Raw genomic sequence first — 22378 nt, forward strand, 5'->3', positions numbered from 1 at the left:
GCCCGCCCCTTGCGTCCTGTGCCTGTGCGGCCGAGGAGGTCGACCCTACTGGGCGGCCGCCACGATGTTGACGACCTTGCGGCCGCCCTTGCTGCCGAACTCGACAGCGCCCGCCGAGAGGGCGAACAGAGTGTCGTCGCCACCGCGTCCGACGTTCGCGCCGGGGTGGAAGTGCGTGCCGCGCTGGCGGACGATGATCTCGCCCGCGTTCACGACCTGGCCGCCGAAGCGCTTGACGCCGAGACGCTGCGCGTTCGAGTCGCGACCGTTGCGAGTGGAGCTCGCGCCCTTCTTGTGTGCCATTTCTCATCTCCTCGAGACCGGGGGGCCGCAGCCCCGTGCTGTTGCCCTGCAGGGCGATGGCTCGCTCCGCAGGTCAGCTCAATTCCTTTGCAGGACTACTTGATGCCAGTGACCTTGACGCGCGTGAGGTCCTGACGGTGCCCCTGGCGCTTCTTGTAACCGGTCTTGTTCTTGAACTTCTGGATGATGATCTTCGGACCGCGGAGGTCCTCGAGCACCTCGGCGGTGACGGTGACGCCCGCGAGGGTCGCCGCGTCCGAGGTGATCGACTCACCGTCGACGAGCAGCACGGCAGGAAGCTGCACGGTGCCGTTCTCGTCGGCCTTGACGCGGTCCATCGTCACGATGGTGCCGACCTCGACCTTCTCCTGCCGACCGCCGGCGCGCACAACTGCGTAAACCACTTCTCGTACCTGTTTCTCGTCTGGACGGAGCGGAGGCCTCGTCCGGGGCTTGTAGGGACGGGGCTGAGCCCCGGTCTTCCGGTTCGTACCCGTCTCCTCACGACACGAGGGAACCGGCACCGCGGCCCGCGCCCCGTGAGGGGCGGAGCGACAACGGAAAGCTGCGTGAGCACATGGATCGCGCCACACCAACGGTCAAGAGTACGGGATCCGCGCTCCACGGTCAAACGCACACGACTGCGAAGCCGTGTCCGCCCGACCGGCGACCCCGTCACGATAGTCGAGGCGGAGGCGGGTGGACGGACGGCGCGCCGCCTACGATCGGGGAATGGCCATCCTCGTCGACGCCGCGCGCTGGCCGGCGCACGGCCGGCTGTGGGCGCACCTCGTGAGCGACGTCTCGCTCGAGGAGCTCCACGACTTCGCGCGCCGTCTCGGCGTGCCTGAGCGCGGCTTCGACCTGGACCACTACGACGTGCCCGAGGAGCGGATCGACGAGCTCGTCGCCGCGGGCGCGGTCCCCGTCGGCGCGCGGGAGCTGGTCGAGCGGCTGAGGCGGAGCGGGCTTCGCGTCCGCGGTCGCGACCGGGACGCCGAGAGGGCCCGGCGCCGGCTCTCGCCGGGCACCGGGCCCTCCTGACACCGGGTCGCGCTACTGGTCGGCGCGGCGCGGGGTCTGCTCGGGGATGACCGCGACTCCGGTGAGCGCGGCCGTCGTGACGCGGCGGCTCTTCGCACGGCCCTGGCCGGGCTGCTTGGGGGCCGGCAGAGCATCGAGCACGGAGTCGAGCAGGTGCTCGGCGACCTCGCTGCGGACGCGGCGCGGAGGCGTGACCGGCGCGATCGGGATGTCGAGGATCGGCGCGGCAGCTGCCGGCTCGATCTCCTTCTCGACCGGGGTCTCGACGGGAGCCGACTCGACGGTCGCCGTCTCGGCGGCCTCCTGGCGCGGCTCGCGGTCGCGGCTGCGACGACGGCGCTCGCCCCGGGCGGGACGCTCGCCGCGACGGCTCGGCTCGGACGGCTGCTCCTCGGGTGCCGCCGCGGACTCCTCCGGCGCCTGGGCCTCGACGGTCTCGGCGGCGTCCTCGACCAGCGCGGCCGCCTCCTCCGCCGCCTGGCGCACGGCCTGGGGGTGGATGGTGCTGGCAGCGATCTGCGCAAGCGCGTTCTTCGCGTCGTCCGTGATGGCGTGGGTGCTGACCGGCTTGGTCGCCGGCGCGCCCTGCCCGTTCTGCCCGCCGTTCGAGCGCCCGGAGGTGGCGGGCTGCTGCTCGCCGCCCTTGCCCCGGCGGCGCTGCTCCTGCTGCGGAGCGGCGGTCGACCGGTGCTTGAGCACGGGGTCGTGGTGGACGATGACGCCGCGCCCGGCGCAGATCTCGCAGTTCTCGCTGAAGGTCTCGAGCAGGCCCAGGCCCAGCTTCTTGCGGGTCATCTGCACGAGGCCGAGCGAGGTGACCTCGGCGACCTGGTGCTTCGTCCGGTCGCGGCTCAGGCACTCGACCAGGCGGCGGAGCACGAGGTCGCGGTTGGACTCGAGCACCATGTCGATGAAGTCGACGACGATGATGCCGCCGATGTCGCGCAGGCGCAGCTGGCGGACGATCTCCTCGGCCGCCTCCAGGTTGTTCTTCGTGACCGTCTCCTCGAGGTTCCCCCCCGAGCCGACGAACTTGCCGGTGTTGACGTCGACCACGGTCATCGCCTCGGTGCGGTCGATCACGAGCGAGCCGCCGCTGGGCAGCCACACCTTGCGCTCCAGCGCCTTCTCGATCTGCTCCGTGATGCGGAACTCGTCGAACGCGTCGTTCTCACCCGTGTAGACCTCGACGCGCTCGAGCAGATCGGGGGCGACCTGGCTGAGGTAGAGCTCGATGGTCTCGCGGGCGTCGTCGCCGGCGATGACCATCTTCTCGAAGTCCTCGTTGAAGACGTCGCGGACGATCTTGATCAGCAGGTCCGGCTCGCTGTGCAGGAGAGCGGGAGCCTGCCCGGTCGCGGCCTTCGCGCTGAGAGCCGTCCACTGCGCGGTCAGGCGCTCAACGTCGACGGTCAGCTGCTCCTCCGTGGCGCCCTCGGCCGCGGTCCGGACGATGACGCCCACGTTCTCGGGCAGCACCTCCTTGAGGATCTTCTTCAGGCGGGCGCGCTCGGTGTCCGGGAGCTTGCGCGAGATGCCGTTCATCGAGCCGTTGGGCACGTAGACGAGGTAGCGGCCGGGGAGCGAGATCTGGCTCGTGAGACGGGCGCCCTTGTGGCCGACGGGGTCCTTCGTGACCTGGACGAGGACCCGGTCGCCGGGCTTGAGCGCGAGCTCGATCCGGCGGGGGCCGCCGGCGTTGTTCGCGGCGTCCCAGTCGACCTCGCCCGAGTAGAGCACGGCGTTGCGCCCGCGTCCGATGTCGACGAAGGCGGCCTCCATGCTCGGGAGGACGTTCTGCACGCGGCCGAGGTAGACGTTGCCGATGAGCGACGCCTCCTGCGAGCGGGCGACGTAGTGCTCGGCGAGGACGCCGTCCTCGAGCACGCCGATGCGGATGCTGTCCTCCTTCGAGCGGACGACCATGACGCGGTCGACGGCCTCCCGGCGGGCGAGGAACTCGGACTCGGTGACGACCGTGCGGCGCCGGCCGGCGTCGCGGCCGTCGCGGCGGCGCTGCTTCTTGGCCTCGAGGCGGGTCGAGCCCTTGATGCGCTGCGGCTCGGTGATGAGCTCGGGCTCGCGGGCCTCGCGCTGCTCGCGCGGCTGGCGGACCCGGACGACGGTGTTCTCGGGGTCGTCGGAGCCGGACCTCTCGCTCTCGCCGCTGCGGCGGCGCGAGCGGCGGCGGACGGAGCCCTGCTCCTCGGCCGGGCTCTCGCGCTCCTCCTGGACGCCCAGCGGCGCACCGCGGGGAGGCAGCGGAGCCAGCTCGACGTAGTCGGGCAGGACCGGCGCCTGGAACAGCAGCGACGGGCTCGGCAGTGCGGGCCGTCGCGGCTCCTCCTGCTCGGCGCCCGGGGTCTGCGGGAGGGCGTTGAAGAACACCGCGCCCGTCGACGTCGACGGCTCGGCCGCCTCCGCGGCGCTCCCGGTCTCGGGCAGCTCGGTGCCCTCGGCTCCGGTCTGGTCGGTCTCGTTGCTGTCGATGATCGTCTCCCCTGTCGCTGGCGCGCTCGACTCGGTCCGCCGGGTCGCCCGACGGCCACCGAAGAGGCGGCTGATCTTCCTGGCCCCGCTGCGGGGCCCGTCGCGGTCCGGATCGGATCCGCTCGTACTGTTGTCTTCCACCATTCCTGGTGCACTCCTCGGCCGGGTCGTCCGCCGCGTCGTCTTCCCGGATGCTTCTCTCGTGCGAGGGGCCTCGGCCCGCCGCGAATCCTTCCGCTCCCCCGGTCCCGTCGCGCTCGTGGCGCGGGACTCCGGTTGCAGCTGCACTCTCGGAACTGACTATCCGACACGCGCTCCTCCGCGGCGCGACCTGCGGTCGACTCCCGGCGGAGCGGAGACCCGGCGCGTCCATTCGCGGAACGCTGTCGATCTCCTGTGGCCCGGTGCTCGCCCGGTAAACCTTCTTCGCGTCGATGCGGGGTCCCCCGGACCGACGGCTCCGATTATCGCACGCATTCCCAGAGGCGCCGATCCGGCGCGTGCCATAATCCCCCGGTGTCCAGCGATCCCGGGGTGCGCGACGCCCCCACCCAGCAGCGCCCCGTCCTCTTCGCCGTCCTGCTGATCGTCCTCGGCGTGATCGGCTGGACCGCCGCCTTCGCTCTCACGAACGACAAGTTCGCCGCTCTCGAGAACCCCGATGCGGGCCTCGGCTGCGATTTCAGCCTGCTCGTGCAGTGCAGTGCGAACCTGAACTCGGCACAGGGCGCGGTCTTCGGCTTCCCGAACCCCCTCATCGGCCTGGCGGCCTGGATCGCGCCGATCGTGGTGGGGCTGGGCCTGCTCGCGGGCGCCCGGTTCGACCGGTGGTTCTGGGCGGCCTTCAACGTCGGCTTCCTGCTGGCCCTGGTGTTCGTGGGCTGGCTCATCGCGACGAGCGTCTTCGCGCTCGGAACGCTCTGCCCCTGGTGCATGCTCACCTGGGCCGTCGTCATCCCGGGCTTCTGGCTGGTGACGCTCCGCAACCTCCGTGAGGGCGTGTTCCCCGTCCCCGCCGGGGTGCGCCGCTTCGCCGGTGCCGCCTACGGCTGGGTCCCGTTCATCACGCTGCTCTGCTACCTGCTCATCGCGGTGATCGCGCAGGTGAGGCTGAACGTGCTCGCCTACCTCTGACGGACGGCGTCAGAGGCAGGCGGCCGAGCGGCTCAGGCGAACCAGAGGCCGAGCTCGCGCGCGGCCGACTCCTCGGAGTCGGACCCGTGCACGAGGTTCTGCTGGACCTTGAGGCCCCAGTCGCGGCCGAGGTCGCCGCGGATGGTGCCGGGAGCGGCCGTGGTCGGGTCGGTGGTGCCGGCGAGGGCGCGGAAGCCCTCGATCACGCGGTCGCCCGCGATGCGCAGGGCGACGATCGGGCCGCTCTCCATGAACTCGACGAGCGGCTCGTAGAAGGGCTTGCCCTCGTGCTCGGCGTAGTGGGCGGCGAGCAGCTCGCGGTCGGCCTCGACGAGCTTCACGTCGACGAGGGAGTAGCCCTTCGCCTCGATGCGGCGGAGGATCTCGCCGGTGAGGTTGCGGGCGACGCCGTCGGGCTTGACGAGGACAAGGGTCTCCTGGGTGGCCATGGTTCAGCGGTCTCCTTCGGTGGGGTCGGTGGGCTCCGCCGCCCGGCGCGTCTGAGCGTCGAGGCGGGTGCCGGTCACCATGCAGTACGTCCACAGCGCCACGAAGGCGGCGCCGATCACGTACATGATCGGGACCAGCAGGCCCGAGGCCACGATAACGAACTGGAGCACCCAGCCGATGCGGAAGCCGACCGGCCGGTTCAGCAGGCCCAGAGTGGCGACGAGCGCGAGGCAGACCACCGCTCCCCCGACCAGCACGACCACGGGGTCGGCCGCCTTCAGCCCGAAGGCCACCAGGGTGGCGAGGAAGACGATGACCGCCTCGAAGCCGAGCACGATCGAGCCGAGGCTCTCCCGGACGGTCCGCGAGCGCCGCGGGCGTCCGGCCCTCACGCGCCCAGCCAGTTCTCGTCGCGGGCCGCGGTGATCGTGCGGCCGACGAGGGTGATCGAGCCCGTGACCAGCAGAGCGCCCTTGTCGGTGCGCGCCGCGAGGACGCGTCCGGCCGTCAGAGCACCGAGCGGGTCGTCGGCGACGCGGACCGCCTCCTCCGGGAACACGGTGCGGGCGAGCGCGGCGAGCTCCTCGGCGGGCATCGCCCGATCGCTCGGCGCCGTGGTCACGATCAGCTCGTCCACCACGGGCCGGAGCTCCCGGAGGATCCCCTCGGCGTCCTTCTCGGCCAGCACGCCGAGGACGGCCGTCACGCGGTCGAAGTCGAAGTAGCGCCCGAGAGCGGCGGCGAGGGACGCGGCACCGTGCGGGTTGTGCGCCGCGTCGACGACGGTGCGCGGAGCGAGTCCGACGAGCTGCAGGCGGCCCGGGGAGGTCGCGGCGGCGAAGCCCTCGTCGAGGACGTCGCCGGTGAGCTCCTGCGTCCCGCCTCCCAGGAAGGTCTCGACCGCGGCGACGGCCACGGCGGCGTTCTCGGCCTGGTGGTCGCCGAAGAACGGCAGCAGCAGCTGCTCGTACGTGGTGACGAGTCCCCGGACGGTGACGACCTGGCCGCCGACGGCGACGGTCGTCGACTCGACGTCGAACTCCGCCCCCTCGACGACGATCGTCGACTCGGTGGCCTCGGCCGCGTGCCGCAGCACCGCCTCCGCCTCCGGGACCTGCCTCGCGGAGACCACCGAGGCGAGCGGCTTGACGATGCCCGACTTGGTGCGCGCGATCTCCTCGATCGTCGAGCCGAGGCGGTCGGTGTGGTCGAGGGCGATCGGCGTGAAGACGGCGACCTGCGCGTCGGCGACGTTCGTCGAGTCCCACTCGCCGCCCATCCCCACCTCGACGACGGCCACATCGACCGGTGCGTCGGCGAAGGCCGCGTAGGCCAGGACGGTGATCGCCTCGAAGAAGGACAGCGGCGCCTCGCCCTGCTCGGCCAGCTCGGCGTCGGTCATCCGCAGGTACGGCTCGACGTCCTGCCAGTTGTCGGCGAGGCTCCGGTCCGAGATCGGCTCTCCGTCGATGACGATGCGCTCGTTGAAGCGCTCGAGGTGCGGACTGGTGAACAGGCCCACCCGCAGCCCGTGAGCGCGCAGCAGGCTCTCGATCATCCGGCTGGTCGAGGTCTTGCCGTTGGTTCCGGCGATCTGGATCACCGGGTAGGCGCGCTGCGGGTCGCCGAGGATCTCGACGGCGCGCCGGGTCGGAGCGAGGCGCGGGCGGACGCTCGCCTCGCCCAGGCGATCCAGCAGCGCGGCGTAGACGGCGTCGGCGGCCGCGCGGTCGGCGTCGTCCGTCTCGAACGGATCAGACATCGGCGGCCTCGACCTTCTCGACGCGGATGATGGCGGTGCCCGCGGGGCCGACGGCGATCGCGCCCTCGCCGCCCTCGAGAGCCGTGGTGAGCGGAGTGAACGCGCAGCCGGTCGCGAGGGTCTCCTCCGCGATCCAGAGCGCGTGCGGCTCGAGCGCCCGCAGGCTCGGCTCGTCGAGCACGACCTCCAGGACGATCCGGTCGCTGACCTCGAACCCGGCCGCCTTGCGGGCGTCCTGCACCGCGCGGATGAGGTCGCGGGCGAGCCCCTCCGCTTCGAGCTCGGGGGTGGTCGCCGTGTCGAGGAGCACGAAGCCCCCGCGCGGGAGCAGGGCGATGGCGCGGTCGTCGCCGGCCGAGCCGCCGACCTCGAGCGTGAGCTCGTACTCGCCCTCGACCAGCTCGACGCCGCCGGCGGTGACGACGCCGTCCGTCTCGCTCCAGTCGCCGGCCTTGGCGGCCCTGATCACGGTCTGCACGCCCTTGCCGAGCCGGGGCCCGGCGGCGCGCGCGTTGACCGCGAGACGGGAGGTGACGCCGTAGTCGGCGGCGCTGGAGTCGATCAGCGGCACCAGCGACACCTCCTTCACGTTCAGCTCGTCGCGGAGGATCGCCTCGAACGGCGCGAGCTCGGCGGCGTCCGCGACCACCACGGTCAGGCGCGCGAGCGGCAGGCGGACGCGGAGCCCGGCCTGCTTGCGGAGGGAGAGCGCGGTGGACGAGATGCCGCGGACCGCGTCCATCGCGTGCACGAGCGCCGGGTCGGCGGGGAACTCGTCCGCCTCCGGCCAGTCGGTGAGGTGGACGCTGCGGCCGCCGGTCAGGCCCTGCCAGATCTGCTCCGTGACGAGCGGCAGGAGCGGGGCGGCGACGCGGCACACGGTCTCGAGGACCGTGTAGAGCGTGTCGAACGCCTCCGATCCGCGGCCGTCCTCGTCGACGCCCTGCCAGAAGCGGTCGCGGGAGCGGCGCACGTACCAGTTCGTGAGCACGTCGCTGAAGTCGCGGAGCGCGGCGGCCGCGAGCGTGGAGTCCAGCGCCTCGAGCCGACCGGTCACGGTCTCGACCAGATCGCGGGTCTTGGCCAGCAGGTAGCGGTCGAGGACGTCCTCGGAGCCGGTGCGCCTGGTCGCCTCGTAGCCGCCGCCCGCCGAGGCGTTGGCGTAGAGGGAGAAGAAGTACCAGGTGCTCCACAGCGGCAGCAGCACCTGGCGGACGCCCTCGCGGATGCCCTCCTCCGTCACGACGAGGTTGCCGCCCCGGAGGACCGGGCTCGACATCAGGAACCAGCGCATGGCGTCGGAGCCGTCGCGGTCGAAGACCTCGGCCACGTCCGGGTAGTTGCGCAGCGACTTGGACATCTTCTGCCCGTCGTTGCCCAGCACGATGCCGTGGCTGACCACGTTGCGGAACGCCGGGCGGTCGAAGAGCGCGGTGGAGAGCACGTGCAGCGTGTAGAACCAGCCGCGCGTCTGCCCGATGTACTCGACGATGAAGTCCGCCGGGTTGTGGGTGTCGAACCAGTCGGCGTTCTCGAACGGGTAGTGCACCTGGGCGAAGGGCATCGATCCGGAGTCGAACCAGACGTCGAGGACGTCGCTGATCCGGCGCATCGTCGAGCGCCCGGTCGGGTCGTCGGGGTTCGGGCGGGTCAGCTCGTCGATGAACGGCCGGTGCAGGTCGTCCGGGCGCACGCCGAAGTCGCGCTCCAGCTCGTCCAGCGAGCCGTAGACGTCGATCCGCGGGTACTCCGGGTCGTCGCTCTTCCACACCGGGATCGGCGAGCCGAAGTAGCGGTTGCGGCTGATGGACCAGTCGCGCGCGCCCGAGAGCCACTTGCCGAACTGGCCGTCCTTGACGTTCTCGGGGACCCAGGTGATCTCCTGGTTGAGCTCCTCCATGCGGTCGCGGATCGCGGTGACGCGGACGAACCAGCTCGAGACCGCCTTGTAGATCAGCGGGTTGCGGCAGCGCCAGCAGTGCGGGTACGAGTGCTCGTAGCTCGCCTGGCGGAGCAGCCGGTGGCCCGCGCGCAGGAGCTGCGTGAGGGGCTTGTTCGCGTCGAAGACCTGGAGGCCGGCGACCTCGCTGATCTGCGGCAGGAAGCGGCCGCCGTCGTCGACCGAGATGATGACGGGGATGCCCGCCGCCTCGCAGACCTTCTGGTCGTCCTCGCCGTAGGCGGGCGCCTGGTGCACGATGCCGGTGCCCTCGCTGGTGGTCACGTAGTCGGCGACGAGGATGCGCCACGCGTTCTGCGTGCCCCAGGCCTCGGTGTCCGCGTAGTGGTCCCAGAGGCGGTCGTAGCTGATCCCCTCGAGCTCGGAGCCGCGGTGGGTGCGCGAGACGGCTGCCAGGGCGGACTCCGCGTCCGGATAGCCGAGGTCCTTCGCGTAGGCGCCGACCTGGTCGATGGCGAGCAGGTACTCGGCCGAGAGCTCGCGCTCCTCGGGCTCGCCCCTGCCGTCGGCCGCGCCGTTCGGGCCGGCGGGGACGACGGCGTACTCGATGTCGGGCCCGACGGCGAGCGCGAGGTTCGTCGGCAGCGTCCACGGCGTCGTCGTCCACGCGAGAGCGCGGACCGCCGTCAGCTGGAGCGCCTCCGCCGTCTCGCCGACCAGCGGGAAGGTGACGGTGACCGTCTGGTCCTGGCGCATCTTGTAGACGTCGTCGTCCATCCGCAGCTCGTGGTTCGAGAGCGGCGTCTGGTCGCGCCAGCAGTACGGCAGCACGCGGTGGCCCTCGTAGGCGAGGCCTTTGTCGTAGAGCTGCTTGAACGCCCAGATCACCGACTCCATGAAGGTGGGGTCGAGCGTCTTGTAGTCGTCGTCGAAGTCGACCCAGCGCGCCTGGCGGGTGACGTAGTCCTGCCACTCCCCGGTGTAGCGCAGCACCGACTCCTTCGCGGCGGCGTTGAAGGCCGCGACGCCCATCTCCTCGATCTGGGACTTGTCGGTGATGCCGAGCTGCCGCTCCGCCTCGAGCTCGGCGGGCAGGCCGTGGGTGTCCCAGCCGAAGCGGCGGTGCACCTGCCGTCCGCGCATCGTCTCGAAGCGGGGGAAGACGTCTTTGGCGTAGCCGGTGAGGAGGTGCCCGTAGTGCGGCAGGCCGTTGGCGAACGGCGGGCCGTCGTAGAAGACCCACTCCGGCGCTCCCTCGCGCTGCCGGATCGACTCCTTAAAGGTGTCGTCCGCCTTCCAGTACGCGAGCACGCGCTCCTCGATCTCGGGGAAGCGCGGCGACGGGGACACGCCCCGGCCGAACGCGGAGCCCTCGGCGGGCTCGGCTCCGTGCGGGGTGGGCGGGGTCAGGGGGTAGGTCACGTGCGGTCTCCTGGCAGTGCTGCTGGTCTGCACGAGGACGGCCCGCCCGGATCTCAGACCCCGGGCCGGGTCGCGGTACCACCTCGCTTGGACCGGTCGGCCGGTCGCTCCCGGAGGAGTGCCCGCTGACGCGTTCCCACTCGATCGGCTGTCACGGGCCGCACCCGTCCGGGTCTACTGGGCGCAGGCCGGAGCCGGCGCCGTTCTTCCGGAGACTCACCGGTGATGGCCGGGTCGAAGTCGTCCGGCGCTATCCTAGCGCGTCGGGGGAAGCGGAGCAGGAGCGGGTCATGGTGCGAGGAGTGCAGCGCGGTCGGCCCCGCGCGTCGTCGCGGTCCATGCTCGAGGACGCCGCTCTGGACCTCTTCGTCGAGCAGAGCTACGCGGGCACGACGATCGAGCAGATCGCCCAGCGCGCGGGCGTCTCGCGCAACACCTTCTTCAACTACTTCGAGTCCAAGAGCGACGTCTTCTGGGTCCTGGTCGACGACCGGCTGGCCGAGCTCCCGGAGGCGCTGGCCGAGACGGCGGCCGGGGCGCCGGTGATGGACGCGCTCGGCGACGCGCTGCTCGCGATCGGCTCCGGCTTCGGACCCGCGACGGTGCCGTGGGTGCTCACCCAGTCCGAGATGATCGGCAGCGTCCACGAGCTGCAGGCGTCGGCCCTCGGCCGCCTCGCTCGGCAGGCGGCCGTGATCGCCCGCTTCGTGGAGGAGCGGAGCGCGCGCCCGCTGCCGTCGCACCTCTCCCGCGCCATCGCCTACGCGAGCGTCGGAGCCGCGGTGGCGGCCGTGCAGGCCTGGGCCGCGGCGGGCCCCACCCGCGGCGAGCTCGTGCCCTACCTCGACGAGGCGCTCGCGCCCGTCCGCGCCGGCTTCGCCCCCGTCGTCGACTGACCCGGCTCCCGCCGCTCCGGTAGAATCGTCGCGGCCGGCGGGCGACTCGCCCCGGAGCCCCCATCCAGGCACCATCACCACCGACACGGTGCCGCCCATAGCGAACCGGAGCATCATGACCCTCGCCGACCGCCTCCCCGCGAAGCCCGCCCTCGAGGGCCTGGAGGGCACGTGGGGCCTCCGCTGGCAGACCGACGGGACCTACCGGTTCGACCGCACCGGCCTCACCCGCGCCGACGTCTACTCGATCGACACCCCGCCGCCCACCGCGTCCGGGTCGCTGCACATCGGGCACGTCTTCTCCTACACGCACACCGACGTCGTCGCGCGGTTCCAGCGGATGCGCGGCAAGAGCGTCTTCTACCCGATGGGCTGGGACGACAACGGCCTGCCCACCGAGCGCCGCGTGCAGAACTACTACGGTGTGCGCTGCGACCCGACGCTCCCCTACGAGCCCGGCTTCACGCCTCCGTTCGAGGGCGGCGACAACAAGAGCAGCAAGGCCGCCGACCAGAAGCCGATCTCGCGCCGCAACTTCGTCGAGCTGTGCGAGCGCCTCACCGTCGAGGACGAGAAGCAGTTCGAGGACGTCTGGCGGGCCCTCGGCCTGTCCGTCGACTGGTCGCAGAGCTACCGGACCATCGGCGACGAGTCGCAGGCCGCCTCGCAGCGCGCCTTCCTCCGCAACCTCGCCCGCGGCGAGGCCTACCAGGCGCAGGCCCCGACGCTCTGGGACATCACCTTCCGGACCGCCGTCGCCCAGGCGGAGCTCGAGGACAAGGACCAGCCCGGCGCCTACCACCGCCTCGGCTTCCACCGCGACGGCGGCGAGGACGTCTTCATCGAGACGACCCGTCCCGAGCTGCTGCCGGCCTGCGTCGCCCTCGTCGCGCACCCCGACGACGAGCGCTACCAGGCGCTGTTCGGCACCACCGTCCGCACGCCGCTCTTCGACGTCGAGGTCCCGGTTCTCGCGCACCACCTCGCGCAGAAGGACAAGGGCTCGGGCATCGCGATGATCTGCACCTTCGGCGACGTCACGGACGTGGTCTGGTGGCGCGAGCTCGACCTGCCCAACCGCGCGATCATCGGCTTCGACGGCCGCCTGATCTCGGAGGCTCCCGCCGCGATCACGAGCGACGCGGGCCGCGCCGCCTACGAGCAGCTCGCCGGCAAGACCGTCTTCTCCGCGAAGCAGGCCGTCGTGGCGCTGCTGAAGGAGTCCGGCGAGATGGTCGGCGACCCGCGCCCCATCACGCACCAGGTCAAGTTCTTCGAGAAGGGCGACAAGCCGCTCGAGATCGTGTCGACCCGCCAGTGGTACATCGGCAACGGCGCTCGCGACGCGGTGCTCAAGGAGCGCCTGCTGGAGCTCGGCCGCGACGTGCGCTTCGTGCCGGAGTTCATGCGCGTCCGCTACGAGAACTGGGTGAACGGCCTCTCCGGCGACTGGCTGATCTCGCGCCAGCGCTTCTTCGGCGTGCCGATCCCGGTGTGGTACCCGCTCGACGGCGACGGCAACCCCGTCTTCGACTCCCCGATCGTGCCGGACGAGGCGGCGCTGCCGGTGGATCCCTCCAGCGACCCGGCCCCCGGCTACACGGAGGACCAGCGCGGAGCGGCGGGCGGCTTCCAGGGCGAGCTCGACGTGATGGACACCTGGGCGACCTCCTCGCTGACCCCGCAGCTCGCGGGCGGCTGGGAGCGGGACGACGAGCTCTGGCAGCTGGTCGCTCCCTACGACCTGCGCCCGCAGGGCCAGGACATCATCCGCACCTGGCTCTTCTCGACCCTCCTGCGCTCGCAGCTCGAGGACGGCCGCGCCCCGTGGAGCACGGCGACCGTCTCCGGCTTCATCGTCGACCCCGACCGCAAGAAGATGTCGAAGTCGAAGGGCAACGTGGTCACTCCCGCCGCGATGCTCGAGCAGCACGGCTCGGACGCGGTCCGCTACTGGGCCGCCTCCTCGCGCCTGGGCACTGACGCGGCCTTCGACCCGCAGAACCCGACGCAGATCAAGATCGGCCGCCGACTGGCGATCAAGATCCTCAACGCGGCGAAGTTCATCCACGGCTTCCCTCTCGCCGAGGGCGCCGAGGTCACCGACCCTCTCGACCTCAGCATGCTGGCCACCCTCGACGCCGTGGTCGCCGACGCGACGACGGCGCTCGAGAACTACGACCACGCCCGCGCCCTCGAGACGACGGAGGCGTTCTTCTGGACGTTCTGCGACGACTACCTGGAGCTGGTGAAGGAGCGCGCGTACAGCGAGGACGGCGCGTCCGCCGCGGCCGCCCTGCACCGGGCGCTCGACGTCCTCCAGCGCCTCTTCGCGCCGTTCCTGCCGTTCGCGACGGAGGAGACCTGGTCATGGTCGCACGACGACTCGGTGCACCTGCGCCCCTGGCCGGCCGTCGAGGGCCTGGCCGGCGACCCCGCCGTCCTGGCCGCGGCGAGCTCCGTCCTCACGGCCATCCGGCGCGCGAAGACCGATGCGAAGGCCTCGCAGAAGACGCCGGTCCGCTCCGCCCTGGTGACGGCGCCCACCGAGCTCGTCGCGTCTCTCCGACTCGCCGCGGGAGACCTCGCGGCCGTCGGCAGGATCGCGACGCTCGACTTCGCCGAGGGCGACGCCCTCGCGGTCGGCATCGAGCTCGAGACCGAGGCGTAGCGCCGCTCCCGGGGGGCGGGAACCGTCCCGCCTCCCTCCCCACCGTCGAGAGGACCCCTCCCATGCAGCTCGGAACCCGCTGGTCGGTCGGCCAGGTGCCGCCGCAGACCCTCCCCGAGATCGTCGTCACCGCCATCGGCGACGTCGAGGGCGAGCTCGCCGCGGCCGGCACGGCGACCGCCGACTGGCGCTGGACGCTCACCTGGCTCGAGGGCAGGCCCGTCCTCGAACTCGACGACGGCACGACGATCACCTACCGTCCCGACGAGGACGCTGCCCACATCACGCAGCCGCAGGGCCGCGTGGAGGGCGAGGACGACGACGACTGGGGCTGACGCCCCTTCGCGGCGCGGTCCCCGATCCCGGTGAGCGCGCGCGTCCTGCGATCCTGAGCGGAGCCCTCTCCTGCGCTCGAGCTCTAGGCTCGCAGGATGAGCGCTCCCGATCCAGTCGCCGTCCTGCTCGAGCCGAGCGGACTCCCCCACGGGCTCCCCGACTTCGCCGCCGTCGACCCCGAGGCCTACCGCCCGGCGTTCCTCGAGGCCCTCCGCCGGCACCGCGCCGAGATCGACGCGATCGCCGGCGCCTCCGAGCCGCCGACCGTCGAGAACACCCTCGTCGCCCTCGAGCGGGCGGGCCGCGAGCTGCGCCGGGTGAGCGCCGTCTTCTTCACCGTCGCCGCCTCCGACCGCACTCCGCTCACCGACGCTCTGGAGGCCGAGCTCGCTCCGCTGCTCTCGGCCCACAGCGATGCGATCAGCCTCCACCCGCGCCTGTTCGCCCGGCTCCGCGCTCTCGCCGAGCAGTCGACGAACCTCGACCTCGACGCCGAGACGGCCTACCTCCTCGAACGGAGGATCACCGGGTTCGAGCGCTCCGGTGCGCTCCTCGACGACGCGGGGAAGGCACGGCTCGGCGAGCTGAACGAGCAGCTGTCGACCCTGACCACGCGCTTCGAGAAGGACCTGCTCGCCGAGTCGAACGACCGGGCCGTCCTCCTCGACGACGTCGCCGGCCTCGACGGGCTCGACGAGTCCGACGTCTCGGCCGCCGCGCGCGCCGCCGCCGACCGCGGCGTCGACGGCTGGCTGATCACCCTGCCCCTCTACTCCGGCCACCCCTGGCTCGCGCGTCTGCGCGACCGCGGCGTCCGCGAGCGCGTCCTGCGCGCCTCTGTCGGCCGCGGTGCGGAAGGCGGGCCGCACGACACCACCGCGACCCTGCAGCAGATCGTCGCGCTGCGGGCCGAGCGCGCAACTCTGCTGGGCGCGGCCTCGCATGCCGAGTTCGTGATCTCGGGCCAGACCGCGGGCTCGCCGGAGCGCGTCCTGTCGCTGCTGCGCGAGCTCGCCGCTCCCGCCGCCCGGAACGCGAGGATCGAGCTCGAGCGGATGCAGGCCTCCGCCGACGCCGAGCACGACGCCGCCGGAGCGCCGCGCTTCACGATCGAGGCGTGGGATCGCGCCTACTACGAGGAGCGCGTGCGGTCGGAGAGCTACTCCGTCGACTCCAGCGCACTGCGTCCCTTCTTCGAGCTGGAGCGGGTGCTCCGGCACGGCGTGTTCGCCGCCGCCACCGGTCTCTACGGCGTCCGCTTCTCGGAGCGGAGCGACCTGGCCGGCTACAGCGAGCACGTCCGCGTGTTCGAGGTGCACGAGGAGGACGGGACGCCGCTGGGCCTGTTCCTGCTCGATCCCTTCACCCGCGACTCGAAGCGCGGCGGGGCGTGGATGAACTCCCTGTCCAGCCGAACCTCGCTGCTCGGCGACTCCGCCGTCGTCGTGAACAACCTGAACCTGTCGGCTCCGGGCGCGGGCGAGCCCGCCCTTCTCAGCCTCGACGAGGTGGAGACGCTCTTCCACGAGTTCGGGCACGCCCTGCACGGCCTGTTCGCGAGCACGCGGTATCCGCGCTTCGCCGGTACCGCGGTGTTCCGGGACTTCGTCGAGTTCCCGAGCCAGGTGAACGAGACGTGGGTGCGCCGCCCCGGGCTCCTCGCCGAGTACGCCCGCCACGTCGAGACCGGCGAGGCCCTGCCCGCGGGGACCGTCGAGCGCCTCGAGGCGTCCGCGCTGTGGGGCGAGGGCTTCGCGACGAGCGAGTACCTGGCGTCCGCCCTGCTCGACCTCGCCTGGCACTCCCTGCCGGCCCCGGTCGAGCCGCGCGACGCGGCCGCCTTCGAGCGCGACGTGCTCGACGGCGCGGGCCTCCTCCTTCCCGCCGTGCCGCCCCGCTACCGCAGCACGTACTTCGCGCACGTCTTCTCCGGCGGCTACTCCGCGGGCTACTACTCCTACATCTGGAGCGAGATCCTTGACGCGGACACGGTCGAGTGGTTCGAGGAGAACGGCGGCCTCGACCGCTCGGCGGGCGAGCGCTTCCGCCGCGGGGTGCTCGAGCTCGGCGGCTCCCGCGATCCGCTCGAGGCGTTCCGCGCATTCCGCGGGCGGGATGCGCGGACCGAGCCGCTGCTCGCGCGCCGCGGCCTCCTCTAGCGGCGCCGGGGGACGAGCCAGGCGAGGAGGACGAGTCCCACGACCAGGCCCCAGAACGCCGAGCCGATCCCCGCGATGGTCGTGCCGGAGGCGGTGACCAGGAGCGTCGCCGCCGCCGGCAGCCGCAGCCGCGCGTCCTCCACAGCGGCCTGCACCGCCGACACGAACACCCCCAGCAGCGCCAGACCGGCGACCGCCTCAATCAGCAGCGGGCTCGCGGAGGACACCAGCGCGGCGGCCGCTCCGGCGAACACGCCCAGCACGAGGTAGGAGACGCCCGCCGAGACCGAGGCGACCCAGCGCTGCTCCGGCCGCGGCGAGGCTTCGGGACCCGCGGTCAGCGCGGCGCTGAGCGCAGCGTAATTGATCGGCACTCCGCCGAAGACCGCCGAGACCCCGGAGAGAGCGCCGGTCGAGACGATCCCGGGACGCGAGTGGGCCGCGAAGCCGAAGCTCGACAGCACCGCGATGCCCGGGATGTTCTGTCCCGCCATGGTGACCACGTAGAGCGGCAGGCCGATCCCGACCATCGCTCCGATCTCGAACACCGGCGCGACGAACTGCGGCACGGGGAGCAGCGGTGCACCGGCGAGTGCCGCGCCGTCCGTCACGACCAGCAGCACGATCGCCAGAGCGATCGCGGCCGGCACCGCCCAGCGGGGCAGGAGCCGCAGGAGCAGCAGCCAGAGCAGGATCACCGGCAGCGCGAGCGCGGGGATCTCGACCGCCGCGCGCACCGGCGCCAGGACGAGCGGGAACAGGATGCCCGCGAGCATGGCGTTCGCGAGCGGCCGCGGGATGCGCGCGACGAGCCTCCCGAGCGCCGGCCACAGCCCGGTGACCACCAGCAGAGCGGAGGCGACCAGGAACGCTCCGACCGCGCGGTCGAAGCCGCCGGGGAGCGTCGCGGTCGCGGCCAGCAGGGCGGCGCCCGGCGTGCTCCAGGCGAAGGTCATCGGCACGCGGTAGCGGATGCTCAGCGCGATGCAGAGGACTCCCTGCAGCACGCAGACGGCGAGGAGGCCCGAGGCCGCCTGTGCGTCCGTCGCGCCCACCGCGACCACCCCGGCGAGCACGATCGCGAACGAGCTCGAGAAGCCGGTCAGGGCGGCGACGATCCCGGCGAGCAGCGGCTGGACGATGGCGGAGCCTCCCGGGGGATCGACCGGCACCGAGGCGACCGGACGCGCCGTCGGCACGCTCCGCCAGGTTAGGGAAGCGGCAGCGCCTCGCCCGACGATCCGCCGGGCCAATCGCGGTGAACTGGCAGAGCGGGGCGGGGAGCGACTAGGCGCTCTTCTCCTGGCGACGGGGAGCGTGGGGGACGATCGTCGGAGCCGCGTTGTCGAGCACCGCGGCGCGGGTGACGACGACGCGCGCCACCTCGTCCGAGGAGGGCACCTCGAACATGATCGGGCCGAGCACCTCCTCGAGGATCGCGCGCAGCCCGCGGGCGCCGGTCTGACGGAGGACCGCCAGGTCCGCGATGGCCTCGAGAGCGCCCCGGTCGAACTCGAGCTCGACGCCGTCGATCTCGAACATCCGCTGGTACTGCTTCACGAGCGCGTTGCGCGGCTCGGTGAGGATCTGCATGAGCGCGACCTGGTCGAGCTGCGTGACCGTCGTGACGACGGGGAGGCGCCCGATGAACTCGGGGATCAGCCCGAACTTGTGCAGGTCCTCCGGGAGGACCTCGCTGAAGATGTTGATCTCGTCTTCCTTGTTGTGCAGCGGGGCGCCGAAGCCGATGCCGCGCTTGCCCGCCCGCGACGAGATGATGTCCTCCAGTCCGGCGAAGGCGCCGGCGACGATGAAGAGGACGTTCGTCGTGTCGATCTGGATGAACTCCTGGTGCGGGTGCTTCCGCCCGCCCTGCGGGGGCACGGAGGCGACGGTGCCCTCGAGGATCTTGAGCAGCGCCTGCTGCACTCCCTCGCCCGAGACGTCGCGCGTGATCGAGGGGTTCTCGGCCTTCCGCGCGATCTTGTCGACCTCGTCGATGTAGATGATGCCGGTCTCGGCGCGCTTGACGTCGTAGTCGGCGGCCTGGATGAGCTTGAGGAGGATGTTCTCGACGTCCTCGCCGACGTAGCCCGCCTCGGTGAGGGCCGTGGCGTCCGCGACGGCGAAGGGCACGTTGAGGCGCTTCGCGAGGGTCTGGGCGAGGTAGGTCTTCCCGCAGCCCGTGGGGCCGATGAGCAGGATGTTGCTCTTGGCGATCTCGACCTCGTCGTGGATCGCGTCGGCGGCGGTGATGGTGTTGCGGGCGCGCACGCGCTTGTAGTGGTTGTACACGGCGACGGCGAGGGCCTTCTTGGCCTGCTCCTGCCCGATCACGTACTCCTCGAGGAAGCCGAAGATCTCCTTCGGCTTCGGGAGGTCGAACTCGTGGCTCGTCTCCTCGCTCGACTCGGAGAGGCGCTCCTCGATGATCTCGTTGCAGAGCTCGACGCACTCGTCGCAGATGTAGACGCCCGGTCCCGCGATGAGCTGCTGGACCTGCTTCTGGCTCTTGCCGCAGAAGGAGCACTTCAGCAGGTCGGCGCTTTCGCCAATACGTGCCACGGGGATGCCCCACTTCCTTGTCGTGCGTCTGTCGTGCGTCGGTCGGTCGTGCAACGGAGCGCGGAGCTCCGGCCGGTGCGAGCGGGACGAGCCCCCTGACACTGCTCCGAGCCTAGCCGCTGAGCCGCGAGGGCTCGGCAGGCGGGCCGGATTCGCCGTGCCTTGCGCCTCGTGTGGCGCTTTGCTACGGCGACGGAGGACGCAGAGAGGGGCCGGGCGGCGGATCACTCCGCCACCCGGCCCCTCCTGGACGCCCTACGCCGTGAGAGCCGGGAGGCTCTTGCGGCTGGTGAGCACCTGGTCGATCAGCCCGTACTCGAGCGCGTCGCTCGCACCGAGGATCTTGTCGCGGTCGATGTCCTTCTTGACCTGCTCGATCGAGCGGTTCGAGTGGTGCGACAGCGTCTCCTCGAGCCACTCGCGCATGCGCATGATCTCGGCGGCCTGGATCTCGATGTCCGAGGCCTGGCCCCCGCCCTGCTGCACGGCGGGCTGGTGGATAAGGATGCGCGCGTTCGGCAGTGCGAGGCGCTTGCCGGGCGTTCCCGCGGCGGTGAGCACGGCGGCGGCCGAGGCGGCCTGGCCGAGCACGACCGTCTGGATGTGCGGGCGGATGTACTGCATCGTGTCGTAGATCGCCGTCATCGCGGTGAAGGATCCACCGGGCGAGTTGATGTACATGACGATGTCGCGGTCCGGGTCCTGGCTCTCGAGCACGAGGAGCTGGGCCATGATGTCGTCCGCGGAGGCGTCGTCGACCTGGACGCCGAGGAAGATGATGCGGTCCTCGAAGAGCTTGGCGTACGGGTCCTGGCGCTTGTAGCCGTAGGCCGTGCGCTCCTCGAACGTGGGGAGGATGTAGCGCGAGGACGGTGCGGCTCCGGAGCCGAACGCCGTTCCGCCGAAGGTGGGTGTGGTCATTGTCTGTTCCTGATCTCTCGGCGCGTTCGCTGGACTACTCGTCGATGGCGGTTCCGCCACCGCCGGCCACGTCGGTCGCCGACGAGCGGATGTGGTCGACGAAGCCGTAGGCGAGGGCCTCCTCGGCGCTGAACCAGCGGTCGCGGTCGCCGTCCTCGTTGACCTGCTCGACGGTCTTGCCGGTCGCCTTGGCGGTGATCTCGGCGAGGCGCTTCTTCATGTCGAGGATGAGCTGCGCCTGGGTCTGGATGTCGGAGGCCGTGCCGCCGAAGCCGCCGTGCGGCTGGTGGAGGAGCACCCGCGCGTTCGGGGTGATGTAGCGCTTGCCCTGGGTTCCGGCGGTGAGGAGCAGCTGGCCCATGGAGGCCGCCATCCCGATGCCCACGGTCACGATGTCGTTCGGGACGAACTGCATCGTGTCGTAGATCGCCATGCCCGCGGTGATGGAGCCGCCGGGCGAGTTGATGTAGAGGTAGATGTCCCGCTCGGAGTCCTCGGCTGCCAGGAGCAGGAGCTTCGCGGCGATCTCGTTCGCGTTCTCGTCGCGCACCTCGGAACCGAGCCAGATGATCCGGTCCTTGAGCAGGCGGTCGAAAACACTGTTGGGCATAACCATGTCGGCCATGTATTGCTCCGTTTCAGTTGTCGCTTCGGAGGCGAATCTATCGGACGCCGCCAGGCCGATCCGGCCGTGTTCGCCCGGGGCGGAGCGGGAGTCGCCCGTGTTCGCCCGGGGCGGACCGGAGCCCCGCAACGAGAGGAGCCGCCCTCCGACGGATCGGGGGGCGGCTCCTGACGTGCTCGCGGGGACTACTCCGCGGCCGGGGTCTCCTCGGCGGGAGCGGCGGCCTTCTTCTTGGCCGGCGCGCGCTTCTTCTTGGGGGCCGGGGCGGGCTCCTCCTCGGCGGCGGGCTCCTCGGCGGCGGGCTCCTCAGCGACGGGCTCGGCGGGGACCTCGGCGTCGGCGGCGGCCTGAGCCTCCTCCGCGACCTCGGTCTCGTCCGAGGCGACGGCCTCGTCGGAGGCCTCGACGGCCTCGTCGTCACCGGGGACCGCGGTGAACGCGGTCAGGTCGACGGCGTTGCCCTCGGTGTCGGTGACCTTCGCCTTGCCGAGGACGATCGCGAGCGCCTTGTTGCGGGCGACCTCGCCGACCATCTGGCCGATCTGGTTGTTCTCGGACAGGATCTTGATGAACTCGTTCGGCTCCATGCCGTACTGCGCCGCACCCTGGATGAGGTACTGCGTGAGCTCGTCCTGGCTGACCTGGACCTTCTCCTGCTCGACGACGTGGTCGAGGAGGATCTGGGTCTTGAAGGTCTTCTCGCTGGCCTCCTTGACCTCGGCGCGGTGCTCGTCGTCCTCGAGGCGGTTCTCGCCCTCGAGGTGGCGGTGCACCTCGTCCTCGACGAGACCGGCGGGCACGGGGACCTCGACGAGGGCGAGCAGCGCCTCGACGAGCTTCTCGCGGGCCTCGCCGCCCTGGCCGAAGGTCTTCTGCTGAGCGGCCTGCTCCTTGAGCGACTCGCGCAGCTCGGCGATGGTGTCGAACTCGCTGGCGATCTGCGCGAATTCGTCGTCGGCCTCGGGGAGCTCGCGCTCCTTGACGGCGGTGAGCGCGACGGCGATCTCGGCCTGCTCGCCGGCGTGGTCGCCGCCGAGCAGCGGAGCGGTGAACGTGGTGCTCTCGCCCGCGGTGAGCGAGTCGAGCGCCTCGTCGATGCCCTCGATCAGCTCGCCCGAGCCGAGCTCGTAGGAGATGGCGTTGGCGGTGTCGACCTCGACGCCGTCGATGGAGGCGACCAGGTCGATCTGCGCGAAGTCGCCGGTCTTCGCCGGGCGGTCCACGGTGACCAGGGTGCCGAAGCGGCTGCGGAGCTTGTCCAGCTCGGCGTCGACGTCGGCGTCGGTGACCTCGGCCGCCTCGACGGTGAGCTCGATGCCGTCGTAGTCCGGGACGGTGATCTCGGGGCGCACGTCGACCTCGATGGCGAGCTCGAGGTCGCCGGTGAAGTCCTTGTCGCTCGGCCAGGCGACGATGTCGGCCTGCGGGCGGCCCAGGGGGCGGACCTCGGTCTCGCGGACGGCCTCGCGGTAGAAGCCGTCGAGGCCCTCGTTGACCGCGTGCTCGAGCACTGCGGCCTTGCCGACGCGCTGGTCGACGATGGCGGGCGGGACCTTGCCCTTGCGGAAGCCGGGGACGTTGATCTGCTCGGCGATGTGGCCGTAGGCGTGCGTGATGCTGGGGCCGAGCTCGTCCGGGGTGACCGAAATCGCGAGCTTCACGCGGGTCGGGCTCAGCTGTTCTACCGTGGTCTTCACGTG

At 71.6% G+C, this 22378-nt stretch carries 18 protein-coding genes; 6 read left to right on the plus strand and 12 right to left on the minus strand.

The window, feature by feature from the left end:
* Positions 1–45: 45 nt before the first annotated feature.
* Together rpmA and rplU are read right to left on the minus strand one after the other, a co-directional pair.
* A complete protein-coding gene (gene rpmA / locus C5C59_RS05875; protein WP_068209107.1) occupies positions 46–303 on the minus strand; it encodes a 50S ribosomal protein L27 in 258 nt (85 codons plus the stop codon).
* 95 nt (positions 304–398) lie between these two features.
* Complete coding sequence (gene rplU, locus C5C59_RS05880) at positions 399–707, minus strand: 50S ribosomal protein L21 (protein WP_104223682.1); 309 nt, start codon at positions 705–707, stop codon at positions 399–401.
* Between the two features lie 328 nt (positions 708–1035).
* Between rplU and C5C59_RS05885 the strand changes: the two genes are divergently transcribed.
* Positions 1036–1347, plus strand: coding sequence for a DUF4031 domain-containing protein (locus C5C59_RS05885; RefSeq protein WP_104226718.1), 312 nt, complete (start codon positions 1036–1038; stop codon positions 1345–1347).
* A 12-nt stretch (positions 1348–1359) separates the two neighbouring features.
* On the opposite strand, the gene C5C59_RS05890 is transcribed toward C5C59_RS05885, so the two are convergent.
* Positions 1360–3981, minus strand: a complete 2622-nt coding sequence (locus C5C59_RS05890; protein WP_104239187.1) for an Rne/Rng family ribonuclease — start codon at positions 3979–3981, stop codon at positions 1360–1362.
* Between the two features lie 372 nt (positions 3982–4353).
* On the opposite strand from C5C59_RS05890, the gene C5C59_RS05895 reads away from it, so the two are divergent.
* Positions 4354–4971, plus strand: a complete 618-nt coding sequence (locus tag C5C59_RS05895; protein WP_244230638.1) for a vitamin K epoxide reductase family protein — start codon at positions 4354–4356, stop codon at positions 4969–4971.
* A 32-nt stretch (positions 4972–5003) separates the two neighbouring features.
* Here the strand turns inward: C5C59_RS05895 and ndk are convergent, their stop codons facing one another.
* Genes ndk through ileS form a run of 4 tightly spaced genes read right to left on the minus strand, consistent with a single transcriptional unit; the run spans position 5004 to position 10505 of the window.
* Entirely contained in the window at positions 5004–5420 is a 417-nt protein-coding gene (gene ndk / locus C5C59_RS05900) for a nucleoside-diphosphate kinase (RefSeq protein WP_104223686.1), read from the minus strand.
* A gap of 3 nt (positions 5421–5423) precedes the next feature.
* Positions 5424–5813, minus strand: a complete 390-nt coding sequence (locus C5C59_RS05905) for a DUF4233 domain-containing protein (RefSeq protein WP_104262805.1) — start codon at positions 5811–5813, stop codon at positions 5424–5426.
* Positions 5810–7183, minus strand: a complete 1374-nt coding sequence (locus C5C59_RS05910) for a folylpolyglutamate synthase/dihydrofolate synthase family protein (protein ID WP_104239188.1) — start codon at positions 7181–7183, stop codon at positions 5810–5812. The genes C5C59_RS05905 and C5C59_RS05910 overlap by 4 nt, the downstream gene beginning before the upstream one ends.
* Complete coding sequence (ileS, locus tag C5C59_RS05915; protein WP_374953889.1) at positions 7176–10505, minus strand: isoleucine--tRNA ligase; 3330 nt, start codon at positions 10503–10505, stop codon at positions 7176–7178. Before ileS ends, C5C59_RS05910 begins: the two co-directional genes overlap by 8 nt.
* A gap of 290 nt (positions 10506–10795) precedes the next feature.
* Here ileS and C5C59_RS05920 point away from each other — a divergent pair, with 290 nt between their 5' ends.
* The 4 genes from C5C59_RS05920 (at position 10796) to C5C59_RS05935 (ending at position 16567) form a co-directional block, all read left to right on the plus strand.
* Complete coding sequence (locus C5C59_RS05920; RefSeq protein WP_104239720.1) at positions 10796–11401, plus strand: TetR/AcrR family transcriptional regulator; 606 nt, start codon at positions 10796–10798, stop codon at positions 11399–11401.
* A 115-nt stretch (positions 11402–11516) separates the two neighbouring features.
* A complete protein-coding gene (gene valS / locus C5C59_RS05925; RefSeq protein WP_104251242.1) occupies positions 11517–14072 on the plus strand; it encodes a valine--tRNA ligase in 2556 nt (851 codons plus the stop codon).
* Between the two features lie 62 nt (positions 14073–14134).
* Positions 14135–14407 (plus strand): hypothetical protein, encoded by a 273-nt coding sequence (locus C5C59_RS05930; RefSeq protein WP_104238562.1) that lies wholly within the window; start codon positions 14135–14137, stop codon positions 14405–14407.
* A 96-nt stretch (positions 14408–14503) separates the two neighbouring features.
* Positions 14504–16567: a M3 family metallopeptidase gene (locus C5C59_RS05935; protein ID WP_104238561.1), complete on the plus strand. Its 2064-nt coding sequence runs from the start codon at positions 14504–14506 to the stop codon at positions 16565–16567.
* On the opposite strand, the gene C5C59_RS05940 is transcribed toward C5C59_RS05935, so the two are convergent.
* The 5 genes from C5C59_RS05940 to tig form a co-directional block, all read right to left on the minus strand.
* Entirely contained in the window at positions 16564–17766 is a 1203-nt protein-coding gene (locus C5C59_RS05940) for a benzoate/H(+) symporter BenE family transporter (protein ID WP_258062616.1), read from the minus strand. The genes C5C59_RS05935 and C5C59_RS05940 overlap by 4 nt on opposite strands.
* Positions 17767–17854: 88 nt before the next feature.
* Positions 17855–19132, minus strand: coding sequence for an ATP-dependent Clp protease ATP-binding subunit ClpX (gene clpX / locus C5C59_RS05945; protein ID WP_104223693.1), 1278 nt, complete (start codon positions 19130–19132; stop codon positions 17855–17857).
* A gap of 255 nt (positions 19133–19387) precedes the next feature.
* On the minus strand, positions 19388–20053 hold the full coding sequence (locus C5C59_RS05950; RefSeq protein WP_068253282.1) for an ATP-dependent Clp protease proteolytic subunit: 666 nt from the start codon (positions 20051–20053) through the stop codon (positions 19388–19390).
* A gap of 34 nt (positions 20054–20087) precedes the next feature.
* Entirely contained in the window at positions 20088–20678 is a 591-nt protein-coding gene (locus C5C59_RS05955) for an ATP-dependent Clp protease proteolytic subunit (RefSeq protein ID WP_097165884.1), read from the minus strand.
* A 185-nt stretch (positions 20679–20863) separates the two neighbouring features.
* On the minus strand, positions 20864–22375 hold the full coding sequence (gene tig, locus C5C59_RS05960; protein WP_104238560.1) for a trigger factor: 1512 nt from the start codon (positions 22373–22375) through the stop codon (positions 20864–20866).
* Between the last annotated feature and the right edge of the window lie 3 nt (positions 22376–22378).

It is taken from the genome of Rathayibacter sp. AY1F4 (assembly GCF_002931775.1).
Lineage (GTDB): Bacteria > Actinomycetota > Actinomycetes > Actinomycetales > Microbacteriaceae > Rathayibacter.